This window comes from Pseudomonas xantholysinigenes (assembly GCF_014268885.2).
Taxonomy (GTDB): Bacteria; Pseudomonadota; Gammaproteobacteria; order Pseudomonadales; family Pseudomonadaceae; genus Aquipseudomonas; species Aquipseudomonas xantholysinigenes.
In genome coordinates this window covers 5,437,302-5,452,500 of sequence record NZ_CP077095.1, presented here as the reverse complement: position 1 = coordinate 5,452,500, position 15,199 = coordinate 5,437,302, and the positions used below count along the sequence as shown (strand labels likewise).

Here is a 15,199-nt window from a genome sequence, read left to right as displayed (position 1 = left end):
CCTGCTGATGAGCTCCCACACGAATTGCTTGATTCATTGTGTAAAGACGATGCTGTAACGCGACCCTGTTATAGGTCTGTAGCTCAGTTGGTTAGAGCGCACCCCTGATAAGGGTGAGGTCGGCAGTTCAAATCTGCCCAGACCTACCAATTACTTGGTGCGGCTGGTCAAATGGGGCCATAGCTCAGCTGGGAGAGCGCCTGCCTTGCACGCAGGAGGTCAGCGGTTCGATCCCGCTTGGCTCCACCACTCTTTCAGGTTTCGCAGCACTGCTCAGAACTTAGAAATGAGCATTCCAATGTGAATGTTGATTTCTGACTTTTGTCAGATCGTTCTTTAAAAATTCGGATATGTGATAGATAGACTGAATGCCAGTTTCACTGCTGGTTATTCAGGCTAAGGTAAAATTTGTGAGTTCTGCTCAGTAATGAGCGAAATGCGAATTTTCGGCGAATGTCGTCTTCACAGTATAACCAGATTGCTTGGGGTTATATGGTCAAGTGAAGAAGCGCATACGGTGGATGCCTTGGCAGTCAGAGGCGATGAAAGACGTGGTAGCCTGCGATAAGCTTTGGGGAGTCGGCAAACAGACTGTGATCCAGAGATCTCTGAATGGGGGAACCCACTCAGCATAAGCTGAGTATCTTGTACTGAATACATAGGTGCAAGAGGCGAACCAGGGGAACTGAAACATCTAAGTACCCTGAGGAAAAGAAATCAACCGAGATTCCCTTAGTAGTGGCGAGCGAACGGGGACCAGCCCTTAAGCTGGTTTGAGATTAGTGGAACGCTCTGGAAAGTGCGGCCATAGTGGGTGATAGCCCCGTACACGAAAATCTCTTGCCAGTGAAATCGAGTAGGACGGAGCACGAGAAACTTTGTCTGAACATGGGGGGACCATCCTCCAAGGCTAAATACTACTGACTGACCGATAGTGAACCAGTACCGTGAGGGAAAGGCGAAAAGAACCCCGGAGAGGGGAGTGAAATAGAACCTGAAACCGTATGCGTACAAGCAGTGGGAGCCTACTTTGTTAGGTGACTGCGTACCTTTTGTATAATGGGTCAGCGACTTATATTCAGTGGCGAGCTTAACCGAATAGGGGAGGCGTAGCGAAAGCGAGTCTTAATAGGGCGCTTTAGTCGCTGGGTATAGACCCGAAACCGGGCGATCTATCCATGGGCAGGTTGAAGGTTAGGTAACACTGACTGGAGGACCGAACCGACTACCGTTGAAAAGTTAGCGGATGACCTGTGGATCGGAGTGAAAGGCTAATCAAGCTCGGAGATAGCTGGTTCTCCTCGAAAGCTATTTAGGTAGCGCCTCATGTATCACTGTAGGGGGTAGAGCACTGTTTCGGCTAGGGGGTCATCCCGACTTACCAAACCGATGCAAACTCCGAATACCTACAAGTGCCGAGCATGGGAGACACACGGCGGGTGCTAACGTCCGTCGTGAAAAGGGAAACAACCCAGACCGTCAGCTAAGGTCCCAAAGTCATGGTTAAGTGGGAAACGATGTGGGAAGGCTTAGACAGCTAGGAGGTTGGCTTAGAAGCAGCCATCCTTTAAAGAAAGCGTAATAGCTCACTAGTCGAGTCGGCCTGCGCGGAAGATGTAACGGGGCTCAAACCATGCACCGAAGCTACGGGTGTCACCTCTGGTGACGCGGTAGAGGAGCGTTCTGTAAGCCTGTGAAGGTGAGTTGAGAAGCTTGCTGGAGGTATCAGAAGTGCGAATGCTGACATGAGTAACGACAATGCGAGTGAAAAACTCGCACGCCGAAAGACCAAGGTTTCCTGCGCAACGTTAATCGACGCAGGGTTAGTCGGTCCCTAAGGCGAGGCTGAAAAGCGTAGTCGATGGAAAACAGGTTAATATTCCTGTACTTCCAGTTATTGCGATGGAGGGACGGAGAAGGCTAGGCCAGCTTGGCGTTGGTTGTCCAAGTTTAAGGTGGTAGGCTGAGATCTTAGGCAAATCCGGGATTTCAAGGCCGAGAGCTGATGACGAGTGCTCATTAGAGCGCGAAGTGGTTGATGCCATGCTTCCAAGAAAAGCTCCTAAGCTTCAGATAACTGGGAACCGTACCCCAAACCGACACAGGTGGTTAGGTAGAGAATACCAAGGCGCTTGAGAGAACTCGGGTGAAGGAACTAGGCAAAATGGCACCGTAACTTCGGGAGAAGGTGCGCCGGTGAGGGTGAAGCACTTGCTGCGTAAGCCCACGCCGGTCGAAGATACCAGGCCGCTGCGACTGTTTATTAAAAACACAGCACTCTGCAAACACGAAAGTGGACGTATAGGGTGTGACGCCTGCCCGGTGCCGGAAGGTTAATTGATGGGGTTAGCGCAAGCGAAGCTCTTGATCGAAGCCCCGGTAAACGGCGGCCGTAACTATAACGGTCCTAAGGTAGCGAAATTCCTTGTCGGGTAAGTTCCGACCTGCACGAATGGCGTAACGATGGCGGCGCTGTCTCCACCCGAGACTCAGTGAAATTGAAATCGCTGTGAAGATGCAGTGTATCCGCGGCTAGACGGAAAGACCCCGTGAACCTTTACTATAGCTTTGCACTGGACTTTGAGCTTGCTTGTGTAGGATAGGTGGGAGGCTTTGAAGTGGGGACGCCAGTTCTCATGGAGCCATCCTTGAAATACCACCCTGGCAACCTTGAGGTTCTAACTCAGGTCCGTTATCCGGATCGAGGACAGTGTATGGTGGGTAGTTTGACTGGGGCGGTCTCCTCCCAAAGAGTAACGGAGGAGTACGAAGGTGCGCTCAGACCGGTCGGAAATCGGTCGTAGAGTATAAAGGCAAAAGCGCGCTTGACTGCGAGACAAACACGTCGAGCAGGTACGAAAGTAGGTCTTAGTGATCCGGTGGTTCTGTATGGAAGGGCCATCGCTCAACGGATAAAAGGTACTCCGGGGATAACAGGCTGATACCGCCCAAGAGTTCATATCGACGGCGGTGTTTGGCACCTCGATGTCGGCTCATCACATCCTGGGGCTGAAGCCGGTCCCAAGGGTATGGCTGTTCGCCATTTAAAGTGGTACGCGAGCTGGGTTTAGAACGTCGTGAGACAGTTCGGTCCCTATCTGCCGTGGACGTTTGAGATTTGAGAGGGGCTGCTCCTAGTACGAGAGGACCGGAGTGGACGAACCTCTGGTGTTCCGGTTGTCACGCCAGTGGCATTGCCGGGTAGCTATGTTCGGAAGAGATAACCGCTGAAAGCATCTAAGCGGGAAACTTGCCTCAAGATGAGATCTCACTGGGATCTTGAATCCCCTGAAGGGCCGTCGAAGACTACGACGTTGATAGGTTGGGTGTGTAAGCGCTGTGAGGCGTTGAGCTAACCAATACTAATTGCCCGTGAGGCTTGACCATATAACACCCAAGCAATCTGCGCACGAAAGCAGGTTGTGGTGGTGAAGACGAAAGACCCGAAAGTTCGCAACATCACAAATCACATATCCGAATTGGCTGAGGGTGCTGCAAGGCATTCACGGCAACAGAATTTCTTGACGACCATAGAGCATTGGAACCACCTGATCCCATCCCGAACTCAGTAGTGAAACGATGCATCGCCGATGGTAGTGTGGGGCTTCCCCATGTGAGAGTAGGTCATCGTCAAGATTCATTTCGCAAAACCCCTATCTGCGCGAGCAGGTAGGGGTTTTGTCTTTAAGTAGAGAGTATAGAGATTCGCTGGAGCGTTCTTCAGGAACGAGCCGGCACACAGAATTTCTTGACGACCATAGAGCATTGGAACCACCTGATCCCATCCCGAACTCAGCAGTGAAACGATGCATCGCCGATGGTAGTGTGGGGCTTCCCCATGTGAGAGTAGGTCATCGTCAAGATTCAATTCCGAAGCCCCTGATCGCAATGCGGTCGGGGGCTTTGTCTTTTCAGGTGTATCAATACGCGAGCCCCCCAGGCCTCTTCGTGCAGGGAACAGCATTCTCAGGCACAGCACGCCCCCTGTGGGAGCGGGTTTACCCGCGAAGCATCCAACGCAGGGACTGGCACCGGCTACGCCGGTGTTCGCGGGTAAACCCGCTCCCACAGGGGGGGGCGTGGATTACCAGCTAACGCTATTCCTTGCGCGTCGGCGCAGCCCGAAAGGCTGTCCCTCGATCCCTGATATTCAAGACAAAAAAAGGCCGCCCTGGTTGGGGGCGGCCTTTTTGCTATCGGGGCATATGCCCCCCTGCGTTGTGGTATCAGCTCAGCAGGTTGCGCACATTCCCCATCGCCTCATCGGCAAAGCCCTGCAGGAACGCTTGGAAGCCCGGCAGCGCCTGTGGACCACCTTCCCATGGCTCGGCCTGGATGGTCCAGGTCGCACGGCTGCGGCTGGCATCGATCGCCTGCACTTCCATGGCAGCCCACAGGTTGCCGATGTTCAGGCTGGTGTAGATCAGGCTCCAGGTCATGTGCATGGCCTGCTCGTCACGGCTGTTCAACTGTTCGATCACCACGTTGCCATCCTTGAACAGCTTCTTGCGCACCGAGCGGACTCCCTGGCCTGTCATCTCGATATGCGCTAGTGCCGGAATGAACACCGGGAAACCCGCAAAGTTGCCGACGATGTTCCACACGCTGGTGGCCGGTGCGGCGATCTCGACGCTGGATACTACCTGGCAACCATTGGGATTGCGGATCAAGGTATCGGGTTTGAGTGCTTGCATGTCGTATTGCTCCTGTTGTGTCTAAAAGGGTCAGATAAAGTTGATTTCGGCCAGGTAGCGGCCGCCGCGGCTGAGCAGCTCGGGGCTTTTGCTGGGGTAGTGGCTGCCCATGCGCCGCACGCCGGCACGGGCGTTGTCATGGGCGATGTTGGAGATGTCGCCGATGTCCTCCTCGAAACCGTCCAGGTAGAAACCCAGGACGTCATACAGCGCGTTGTCGCGGTCGACCCGGCTCAGCAGACGTTGCCACTGCTCGACACTGACCAGCTCGAAGGCATGGCCCAGGGTGCGGAACGAAGCCAGGTAGTCACGCCAGCGCAGCGGCTCGGGGTTGTGCAGGTTGAACACGCATTGGCCTGCCTGGTGGCGGCTGCCATGAAAGGCGATGAAGCGGGCCAGGAAGTCCACCGGCATGAGGTCGAAATCGATCTCCAGGCCTGGGACCTGGCCCAACTGCAAAGAGCCCTTGAGCATCAGCATCAGACGATTGCGCTGGGGCTGGCAGACGCCGGTGCGGCTGTCGAAGGTAATGTTGCCGGGGCGGTACAGGTTGACCCACACCCCTTGCTCGCGAGCGCGGCTGAGGATGCGCTCGCCGACCCACTTGCTCAGGTTGTAGCCATTGCGGATGTAGATGGGCGGGGTCGGCGCCGGGTCTGTTTCCAGCACACGCCCTTCATCGTCAACCGCGCTGCAGGCGGACAGGGTCGAGACGAAGTTGAAGATCTTCTTGCGGCGCCCTTCGCACAAGCGCAGGCACTCGAACAGTGGCTCGATGTTATCGGCTGCCAGTGCCTGGTAGTCGAGCACATGGTTGACCTGCGCCGCGTTGTGCAGCAGGGCGCCATAACTAGTGTCCAGGTAGTCGTAGTCGTGCTGGGCAAGCCCCAGGCGCGGCTTGCGCAGGTCGGCCTCGAACACCCGCACGCGGCTAAGGTCCAGGGTGATGTGGTTGTCGCGCAGCGCCTGGGCGAAGCGTTCGGCAGCCGAGAGCCCGCCGCCACGGCGCACCAGGCAGGCCACCTCGCTGGCTCCCCAGTCCAGCAGGGCTTCGACCAGATGCACGCCGAGGAAGCTGTTGGCCCCGGTGACGATCACCTTGTGGACATCACCCAGGCGATCCACTGGCAGCACCTGCAGGTCGAGCGCGCGATTGGCGTCCTGCTCCAGGCGTGCCTGCGATGTGCAAGCGCCGTCGTCGTCACCATCGAGCAGCGCTCCCAGGCGTTGCAGGGTCGGTTGCTCGATAAACCGGTTGATTGCCACGCCCTGGCCGAACTGCTGGCGAACCTCCAGCAACAAGCGCGACAGCAGGATCGAGTGGCCGCCGAGATTGAAGAAGCTGTCGTCGCTGGAGATGTCCGCTTCCGGCAGGTCCAGCAGCGTGCTCCACAGGCCGGCCAGGCGCTGCTCGGTAGACGTTCGTGGCGCCAGGCGCTGGCTGCTCGGTAGCGCCAAGGGCCGCATTGCCAGGTTCTGGCGGTCTACCTTGCCGTTGGCGGTGTACGGCATGCGCTCCAGCACCTGGTAGAACATCGGGCGCATGTAGTCGGGCAACTGCCGTTCGGCGTGGGCGCGCAAGCGCTGTTCGGCACTGTCACATTCGGGGTGGGCGACGAACGCCAGTACCCTGCGTTGGGGGTCGATCACCACCGCGACCTGGCCGTACAGGCGGCTGTCGCGCAGGCAGTGCTCGATCTCCTCGGGCTCGACGCGAAAGCCGCGGATCTTCACCTGGTTGTCGTGACGCCCGCACATTTCGATGCCGTGTTCGCTCCACTTGCCGATATCGCCAGTGCGATAGGCGCGTAAGCGACGGCCATCCGGCAGGTCGAGCTCGACGAAGCGCTCGGCGCTGAGGGCTGGATTGTTCAGATAGCCAAGGCCCACACCTGGGCCACTGATATACAGCTCGCCGGGCGTCTGCTCGAGCACCGGCCGCAACTCGGGGTCGAGGATCAACACCTGGGTGTTGGCGATGGGTACCCCCAGGTTACGGTTGCTGTCGTTGGCAGCGAACACCCGGGTGGTTGCCAGTACGGTCGTCTCGGTCGGCCCATAGATGTTGTGCAGCCGGCACTGCCCGGATAACCGTGCAATGACTTCGGGCTCGCAGACATCACCCCCGGTAATCAGGTGGCGCAGGCCCAGGTGAGCGTCGCGCGGCAGGATGCTCAGCAAGGCGGGAGGCAGGAAGGCGTGGCTGATTTCCTGGCTGTGGATAAGTTGCAGCAAGCGCTGCGGGTCGCGCCGCTGATCTTCGCCGGGCAGCACCAGCTCGGCACCACAGGCGAAGGTCGGCAGGATATCCAGCAGGGACGCATCGAAGCCGATGGTGGAGAACTGCAGCACCCGGCCATGGCTATCCAGCGCGACATGCTCCCGGTACCAGCCTATGAAGTGCGTGAGGTTGCATTGACTGAGCAGCACGCCTTTGGGTTGCCCGGTGGTGCCGGAGGTGTAGATCGCCACGCAGGGATGATCCGCAGGCAATTCGCGCAGGGCCAGGTCGGGCAAGTCAGCATCGCTGGCATCAGGCAGGTCGCGTACATCCAGCGCGCAGATATCCACAGGCCCCTGGCCGTCGTGCAGCAATACGCAGGCACCGGCATCGGCCAGGATGCGCTGGCGGCGCTCGTTTGGGGTAGCGGGATCCAGCGGCAGGTAGATGGCGCCGGCCCCCAGTACCGCCAACAGGCTGGCATACAGCGCGGGCGATTTGTCCATGCACACGGCGACCACTGGAGGATTCGGCCCAGCGGGCAGCAGCGCCAGCAAGGCGTGTTGAATGCCCAGTGCGCGGGCATGCAACTGCCGATAGCTATGGCGTTGGCCATCCTGGTTCAGCGCCGGGCGCTGCGCATGTTGCCGCAGGCTGTTTTGCAACACACCGACCAGTTGGGTTTCGGCGTTTTCCAGCAGGTCGGCACGTAGCGTGCGGTTGAAGGGGTGCCGATAGGCCAGGGCTTCAAGCCAGTCCAGGCTGTGCTCGCGCTCCTGTTCGCCGGGAGCGACCGCGGGAGCCTCCTGCAGGTGCTGCGGATTGCGGGCGAAGCGAGTGACCTGCAGAGCCAGTTGTTCAGCCAAGGCCAGTTGCGCATCCATACGCAATTGCTGGCCGTTGCCGGAGGCCGGGGAGGGCACCGTGGCACGGCTGATCAAGCGTTGGGCGCTGGCGCTGCCGCACCAGCAGAGCACTTCCAGGCGCGGCAGGGTTTCGGCGAAGCTGGCCCCCAGGCGCAAACGCAGCAGTGGTGTGCTAGCCAACGGCTGCCAGTCACTGCTGGCCAGTGCCAGGCTACCGTCTTCGACCACCAGGCTTGGCGCGGACCTCAGTTGTTGGCACAGCGTGTCGGCGTTGGCGGCCAGGGCGATGCCATGGCCGTGCTCGCCGAGCCGCTGGGCAAGCTGCGCGAGGGTGGGGCTGGTTCCCACCAGGAGTATGTCGAGGCGTCTCATGTCCAGGTCCTCAGGGCAGGTAATCGCGCAGGGCGTCTTGCACGCATGGCGACTCGAGCATCGAGCTGCTGCGGAAAAAGCGCAGGATGTTGCCCAGCAGCGGATGCTGGTGATTGATCGGGTAGACCAGCCCCTGCGCTTCTGCGCGCAAAGCCTGGCGCACCGTCTCGCTCACGGGCAGGGCGGCGATCAGGGCATGGTCGAAGGCCTGCTGGATGTCGCTGGTCAGGTACTGGCGCAGGAACACCGGCAGCACCTGGGCAAGCGCCTGGCGGTCTGCCTCGCAGGCGGTTTGCCAGTACAGGCGCGTCAGCCGTGCCCAGAAGCTCGAGTGACGGCCTTCGTCGAGTAGATGGTCAGCCATCAATCCCTTCACCGATGGCTTGACCGAATCGTCGCGGGCAAACGCCGCAACATCGTCGGTCAGGGTGTTCTCGGCAATCCCCACGCAGATCAGCTCCAGGGCGTCCCGCAGGGCCTCGGGCACTTGCTCCAGCGCGGCCGGGATGGCGCGGCTCAGCTCGATCTCCTGGGGCAGGGCGATCGGCTCCACGCCGGTCAGGGCGATGGTCTGCTGCAAGAAGTCCATCGCCACCAGGGCGTGGTAGTCCTCGTCGACGACCACGGTCATGGCGTCGTAGCGGCAGGCGAACGGGAAACGCACGGCGAAACGGTCCTTGGCGATGCGCCGGGCAGTGCGGTCGACGATTTCGGTCTCGAAGATCACTACATCGTTGATGAACTTGTAGAGACTCTGCACCAGGACGAAGTCGCGCAGGTGCGGGCATTCACGCTGGAAGGTGGCGCCCAGCACCAGGGGTTGGCGGCTGAGCGGGTAGATCAGCCGCTGGTCATCCTCCACCCGGCGCCGTGGCCGGGTGCGAATGGTCGCGCGCTCTTCCCAGGCGTCGGCGAAGGAACGGTATTCGAGCGCATTCATGGCGTGACCTCGGCGACTGGTGCCTGCAGCGAGGCCCGCAGCCGGTCCCACAGCGCCATGCGGCTGTTCACTGCGGCAATGGCGGCCACGTAGACGTCTTCCTGGCGCAGCGGGTCGTGGTCGACCAGGCGGTCCAGCAACTGTTCCGCGGCAGGCCCGTGGTCTTCGGAGTCCACCTCGATGTGGCGCTGCAGGTAGTAACGGAAGGTCGGCGCCTGCTCGGTGCCGATGCCCCACGCGTCGAGGATTTGCTGGAACATTGCCGGGATCACGCTTTCCCGGCCATGCAGGAAGGCTGCTGCGACTCGGTGGGCGGGCGCGTCGATAGCCACTTCGAGGGTTTCGCCGACGAATCGTTGCGCGGCCTCGCTGGCTCCGCAGCGCTGCAGGGCATCGCTGGCCGGGATGCCTTGTTGCTGGAGGCTGATGAACCGTTCGATGGCCTGGGTGCAGGCCCCGACTTCGCGCATGGCGTCCAGGTAGAGTTCGAAATGGCTGTAGTGGCCGTGATCGAGGCGGTCGTCGGACTCTTCGCCCAGCACGATCTCATTGATCAGGCGCGCGGCGGCCGGATCGGCGGGGGGCAACCAGGGCAGGCTGACGCAGGTCAGTTCCTGTTGCAGCCGCTTGGTCAGCGACATGAAGTCCCACACGGCGAATACATGAGTCTCCATGAAACGCCGCAATGTCTCCAACGAGTCGATTTCGGAGAATAACGGGTGGCGGGAAAGTTCAAGTTTCTTGTCGGAAAGTGTGCATTTCAAAACGGTCATGAGGCGCTCCATTTTTATCAGGTTTCAGGAGGTGGGATATCCAAGCGATCTCTGTGTTTCGAAACCCGGGGCGAACGAAGGCCTCGAAGAAAGTTTCGATAACACACAGATAGCAAGAGCCGTAGGGGCTGTAGGCCAGGCACCACGGAATGTCCGGGCCGCCCGTACTTGGCGAGATAAAAGTTAGATCAACTTGTAAGTGTGCTGCAATTGTTTTTTTAACTATTTTAGTTGTGTTGGTTTTTTAAATAATAGTTGTCCGAATAAAACACTTGAATAGTTTTATTTTGGCAATAAGTGTTCCTTCCGATAATTAACTATCAGAAAAATCGGACGCAGAGTGAATGCCTCACTCGGAGCACTGATAAACGGAGTTTGGGGAGAGTGGTATTTAAGGGGCGGCTGATCGCTTGCGGTCCTTGCCCGGTGCCAGGATCCTTCTGCTGGTGGATGGAGGCGCAAGCGGCCAGGACCGCTACTGATGATCAGCGGCCGCTGCGGGGGGAGTAGAGTGTGCTCAAAATGCTGGCACTGCCATGGCCTGCAACAGGCCCGGCAGCGCAAATGCCCGAAATCGCCGGTAAGGCGCGGGCTATAGGCTAGAAGTCGAGCAGCCCGAGGTGGGTGTTGAAGATGCGCACCAGGCGCTGGTTGAGCAGTGATGAGTCGACCGGCGAGGCTGGCAGTTCGATCAGCTCCAGCGCGCGCCTTGCCAGGCTGTGCCAGCCGAGCATGGCGGCCAGCGAACCAGGGGGATACATCACGGTAATGGGGACCTGGAGGGCCTGGTGGGCAATGCCCGCATAGGTGTACTCGGGGCTGTCACAGCTTGAAACAAACAAATGCTGAGTCTGCCCGGGGTAGGCGCTCTCGGCCAGATGCGCCAGGGCCAGCGCGACATGCGCCCCCTGGTATTGGCCAAACAAGGCATGGGGTTGTGCCAGGTAGGGCTGCAAGCGCTCGGCAAGGGTTTTGGCCAGCGTGCTGGCCGGTTGCGTGCCAGGCAGCACCGCGGCGGGCACGTCGATCGCGATCAGCTCGATGGGGTCGCTGAGGGTGTGTGCCCAGGTGCGGTACTGGATTAGTTGTTGCCGGGTGCAGGCCAGGCAGATCAGGCGGACCCTGGACGGTGTCTCGGTCGAGGATTGCTGTCGTGTCTGCACGTGCACTGCCGTTCCTTATGCCGGATCGTACTCCCCGTTGACCTGGGGACGATCAGTTGGCCGATTGCCGATCGAGGTAGTTGCGGATGGTGCGGGCGGCGTTGTTCAGGTGCGCCTCCAGCAAGGCGACGGCTTCGTCCACCAGTTTGTCGCTGGCCGCATCGACCAGGGCGATGTGGTCATCCTGGGTCAGTTTGCCCAAGCCCATCGAAGACAGGTGGAAACGCAGGAAGCGTTCCTCTTCGTTGAGCTCGATCTCGATCATGCGCAACAGTTTCTGGTTGTGCGCCTTGCTGTAGATCGCCATGTGCAACAGGCGATTGAGCCGGCCGATCTCCGCGTGACGGGTTTCGTTTTCCAGCTCGCGGATGAAGCCCCTGGCCTGGGCGATATCCTCGGCGTCGAGCAGGGGAATCGACTGGCGCAGTGCTTCGGTTTCGAGGATCACGCGCAGGGCATAGGTGTCGACGGCATCTTCGCCGATCAAGGGCGCGACCACGGCGCCCTTGTGCATTACTACCCGTAGCAGGGACTGCGCCTCGAGTTGGCGCAGGGCCTCGCGCACCGGCATGCGGCTGACGCCGAACAGGGTGGCCAGCTCTTGCTGGCGCAGGGCTGTGCCAGGGGCCAGGCGGCCGTCGAGGATGGCACTGCGCAGGCGCTCTTCGATGACACCGCGGGCCAGGTGCGCTGGCACCTGTTCACTGCCCAGCACGGTGCTCAGGAGTTTGGGTTTGTCAGCCACGCGGGGTTCGCCTCGGCAACGTCAATATTGGATCCAATAACCCTAGTGAGGGTGGAGGGGGCTTGTCAAACGGATTGATCGGCGCCGATGCCGCAGCGTGATCGAAAAACGCGGCTATCGTGAAGCAAGTCGGCGGCCTTGGGAAGCCAGACAACGGTGTCAGACCTTGTACGAAGCGGGTTTGCCGACCGTTGGCGGCGTGATCGCACGATGCCATTGTCTTTTGGCAGCGCTGCCCGCACCATCGCTGCTTTCAAACGATCAGAACAGGTGCCGCAGTGGCGATACCCTGGACCCTCCATGCGACCGCGCGCCGTCTCGGGCTGGCCTTGCTGCTGGGCTGCCTGTTGCTGGGTGGTACGCAGGCGGACTGGGACTTCTCCCAGATCAGCCGCCGCGCCCAGGCGCTCTATGGGCCTCTGGGGGCTGGGCAGGGACGCATCGACGCCTGGCAGAACCTGCTGGCGACCCAGAAGCAGGGGACCGAGCTCGAGCAACTGCAGGTGGTCAACCTGTTCTTCAACAAGCAATTGCGCTATGTCGAGGACATCGACCTGTGGCATGAGGTCGACTACTGGGCCACGCCAGTCCAGTCGCTGATCAAGGGTGCTGGCGACTGCGAGGACTATGCCATCGCCAAGTACTTCAGCCTGCGGCGCATGGGCATCCCTGCGGAAAAACTGCGCATCACCTACGTCAAGGCCCTGCGCCAGAACCGCGCGCACATGGTCCTGACCTATTATTCAAGCCCACAGGCCCAGCCTCTGGTGCTCGACAGCCTGATGGACGCGATCAAGCCGGCCAGCCAACGCACCGACCTGCTGCCGGTGTACGCCTTCAACGGCGAGGGCCTGTGGCTGACCGGCGCCGCCGGCAACAAGAAGGTTGGCGACACCAAGCGCCTGTCGCGCTGGCAAGACTTGCTGAAGAAAATGCAGGCCGAAGGCTTCCCGGCCGAACCGGTTTACTGAAGGAGCACAGATGTCACTGTTCAAACAATTGCTGCTAGCCATTTGCCTGTTCCTGGTGGTCGCCTTCAGTGGCAGCTTCATGGTCAGCCTGGAAAGCTCGCGCAGCCAGTACGTCAACCAGCTGCGCTCCCATGCCCAGGACGCGGCCACTGCGCTGGCGCTGTCGCTGACGCCGAATATCGACGACCCGGCGATGGTCGAGCTGATGGTCAGCTCGATCTTCGACAGTGGCTATTACTCCAGCATCAAGGTCATCGACCTGGACTCCAATGCCGTGCTGGTCGAGCGCCATGCCGAGCCCGACACGGGTGGCGTACCGGGTTGGTTCATCCACCTGATCGGCCTTGAACCGGCTGGCGGCGACGCCATCGTCAGCCGTGGCTGGCAGCAGGCGGCGCGGGTCGAGGTGATCAGCCACCCGATGTTCGCCCTGGCCAAATTGTGGCAGAGCGCCCTGGGTAGCCTTGGCTGGCTGCTGCTGTGCGGCGCGGTGAGCGCGGTGCTGGGCGCGCTGCTGCTGCGCCGGCAACTGCGGCCGCTGGACTACATGGTGGCGCAGTCCCATGCCATTGCCCGCCGCGAATTCCTCAGCCTGCCGGAGTTGCCGCGCACGCCGGAATTGCGTCGGGTGGTGCAGGCGATGAACCAGATGGTCGAGAAGCTCAAGGCCCTGTTTACCGAGCAGGCCGAGCGCAGCGAAAAGCTGCGCGCCGAATCGTACCAGGACAGCCTCACTGGCCTGGCCAACCGTCGTTATTTCGAAATGCAGCTCAACGCCCGTGTCAGTAACCTGGAGGAGGCTCGCGCCGGCTACCTGTTGCTGCTGCGCGTGCAGGACCTGGCCGGCCTCAATGCCCGGCTGGGCGGCCAGCGCACCGACCAGTTGCTGCAGGCGGTGGGTGAACAGCTGCGGCGCACCTGCGCCAATTTCCCCGAGACCAACGACCTGATCACCCGCAGCCGTGGCGGCGAATTCGCCGTGCTGGCGCCGGGCATGGTCCATGACGAGGCGATCCAGTTGGCCCAGGCCCTGGAGGCTACCTTGCAGAGCCTGCATGAAACTGGCGCCAGTGATGTCGACCCGGTGGCCTGCATCGGCCTGGCGCCTTACAGCCCGGGCGATGCCCCGCAGGCGCTGCTCAAGCTGGCCGACGAAGCCCTGGCCCGCGCCGAGAGCCAACCGGCGCCAGGCTGGGTATGCCTGGAGCAGGGCGCCGCAGGCCAGGCCGCCGACAGCCACCACGCCTGGCACACACGCCTGGACCAGGCGCTGGCCAAGGGGCAGTTCGAGCTGTTCTTCCAGCCGGTGGTCGATAGCAAGGCGCCCGACAAGGTGCTGCACTACAAGGTCATTTCACGTCTGCACGATGCCCAGGGCGAAGCCCTGGCGGCGGGGCGCTTCCTGCCCTGGCTGGAGCGTTTCGGCTGGATGGCGCGCCTGGACCTGCTGGTGCTGGAGAAGGTCCTCCGGCACCTGCAGGGGCATGGTGAGTCGCTGGCGCTGAACCTGTCCGCCGCCACCCTGGCCGATCCCAAGGCGTTGCAGCGGGTCTATGAACTGCTGGGGCAGCACAACGCCCTGGGGCCGCGGTTGACCTTCGAGATCGGCGAAGAGCAGCTACCCGAGCAAGCAGTGCTTGAGCAACTGACCCGGCGCCTGCGCGGGCTCGGCTTCAGCCTCGCGCTGCAGCGCTTCGGCGGGCGCTTCAGCATGATCGGCAACCTGGCCCACCTGGGGCTGGCCTACCTGAAGATCGATGGCGGCTACATCCGCAACATCGACCACGAACGGCACAAGCACTTGTTCATCGAGGCCATCCAGCGCGCGGCGCACAGTATCGACCTGCCGTTGATTGCCGAGCGGGTCGAGACCGAAGGTGAATTGAAGGTGCTGCGCGAGATGGGCGTGCAGGGGATTCAGGGCCAGTTGGTGGGTGAGCCGGCGCCCTGGCGCTGAGTGGAACCCTGTGGGAGCGGGTTTACCCGCGAAAGCGTTGATGGCTTCACAGGCGCATTCGCGGGTAAGCCCGCTCCCACAGGTGCGATCAATGATCGGGTGATCAGATCAACCCGCCTTCCTCGTCTTCCTCGATCAGGTTGTTCAGGCCGCCCAGCGCCTTGCGCGCGGTGGAGCGGTTGAGCAGCTTGGCCTGTGCGCCGGGTGGCAGGTCGGTGATGCTGAACACGCCCTTGGCCGTCAGCACTTCGATCAGGTCTTCGAGTACCCGGATCATGTCCAGGTCGCTTTGCTTGAGCTGCTTGAGGCTGTTCTCGACAACGTCGTCGGCGAACCATTCCTGGATCTCGGCATTGTCTGCCGGGACCATGTCGGTAAAACCGTCAAACGCGGCGGCTTCCACTCGCAGCAACCCGCCCTCGGCGTCGCGTTGCACGTAGAACATGGCGGCGTCCCTCGTCACGATGAATCCTTTTGGGTAGTCAGCAGCATAGGCA

At 60.7% G+C, this 15,199-nt stretch carries 8 protein-coding genes, 2 tRNA genes, 3 rRNA genes and 1 pseudogene; 7 read left to right on the top strand and 7 right to left on the bottom strand.

The window, feature by feature from the left end:
• The first annotated feature begins 72 nt into the window (after positions 1–72).
• From HU772_RS24175 to rrf (HU772_RS24155), 5 genes are all read left to right on the top strand, one after another.
• A tRNA-Ile gene (locus HU772_RS24175) sits at positions 73–149 on the top strand.
• 24 nt (positions 150–173) lie between these two features.
• Positions 174–249: transfer RNA gene (locus HU772_RS24170), tRNA-Ala, on the top strand.
• Between the two features lie 245 nt (positions 250–494).
• A 23S ribosomal RNA gene (locus HU772_RS24165) occupies positions 495–3,387 on the top strand.
• Between the two features lie 133 nt (positions 3,388–3,520).
• A 5S ribosomal RNA gene (gene rrf, locus HU772_RS24160) occupies positions 3,521–3,636 on the top strand.
• Positions 3,637–3,747: 111 nt separating this feature from the next.
• A 5S ribosomal RNA gene (rrf, locus tag HU772_RS24155) occupies positions 3,748–3,863 on the top strand.
• Positions 3,864–4,226: 363 nt separating this feature from the next.
• Here the strand turns inward: rrf (HU772_RS24155) and HU772_RS24150 are convergent.
• From HU772_RS24150 to HU772_RS24125, 6 genes are all read right to left on the bottom strand, one after another.
• Positions 4,227–4,694, bottom strand: a complete 468-nt coding sequence (locus HU772_RS24150) for an SRPBCC family protein (RefSeq protein ID WP_186662648.1) — start codon at positions 4,692–4,694, stop codon at positions 4,227–4,229.
• A gap of 30 nt (positions 4,695–4,724) precedes the next feature.
• Complete coding sequence (locus HU772_RS24145; protein ID WP_186662647.1) at positions 4,725–8,153, bottom strand: amino acid adenylation domain-containing protein; 3,429 nt, start codon at positions 8,151–8,153, stop codon at positions 4,725–4,727.
• Between the two features lie 10 nt (positions 8,154–8,163).
• Positions 8,164–9,093, bottom strand: coding sequence for a diiron oxygenase (locus tag HU772_RS24140; protein ID WP_186662646.1), 930 nt, complete (start codon positions 9,091–9,093; stop codon positions 8,164–8,166).
• On the bottom strand, positions 9,090–9,866 hold the full coding sequence (locus HU772_RS24135) for a DUF3050 domain-containing protein (RefSeq protein ID WP_186662645.1): 777 nt from the start codon (positions 9,864–9,866) through the stop codon (positions 9,090–9,092). The genes HU772_RS24140 and HU772_RS24135 overlap by 4 nt, the downstream gene beginning before the upstream one ends.
• A gap of 599 nt (positions 9,867–10,465) precedes the next feature.
• Positions 10,466–11,029 carry a thioesterase domain-containing protein gene (locus tag HU772_RS24130; protein WP_186662644.1) on the bottom strand — a complete coding sequence of 188 codons (564 nt, stop codon included), beginning with the start codon at positions 11,027–11,029 and terminating at the stop codon, positions 10,466–10,468.
• Positions 11,030–11,081: 52 nt separating this feature from the next.
• Positions 11,082–11,774 carry a GntR family transcriptional regulator gene (locus HU772_RS24125; RefSeq protein ID WP_186662643.1) on the bottom strand — a complete coding sequence of 231 codons (693 nt, stop codon included), beginning with the start codon at positions 11,772–11,774 and terminating at the stop codon, positions 11,082–11,084.
• A gap of 210 nt (positions 11,775–11,984) precedes the next feature.
• Here HU772_RS24125 and lapG point away from each other — a divergent pair.
• Positions 11,985–12,745, top strand: a pseudogene (gene lapG, locus HU772_RS24120) (cysteine protease LapG).
• Between the two features lie 10 nt (positions 12,746–12,755).
• Positions 12,756–14,702, top strand: a complete 1,947-nt coding sequence (gene lapD, locus HU772_RS24115) for a cyclic di-GMP receptor LapD (RefSeq protein WP_186662641.1) — start codon at positions 12,756–12,758, stop codon at positions 14,700–14,702.
• 103 nt (positions 14,703–14,805) lie between these two features.
• Here lapD and HU772_RS24110 read toward each other — a convergent pair whose 3' ends face one another.
• Positions 14,806–15,147, bottom strand: coding sequence for a tryptophan synthase subunit beta (locus HU772_RS24110; RefSeq protein ID WP_186662649.1), 342 nt, complete (start codon positions 15,145–15,147; stop codon positions 14,806–14,808).
• Positions 15,148–15,199 lie beyond the last annotated feature (52 nt).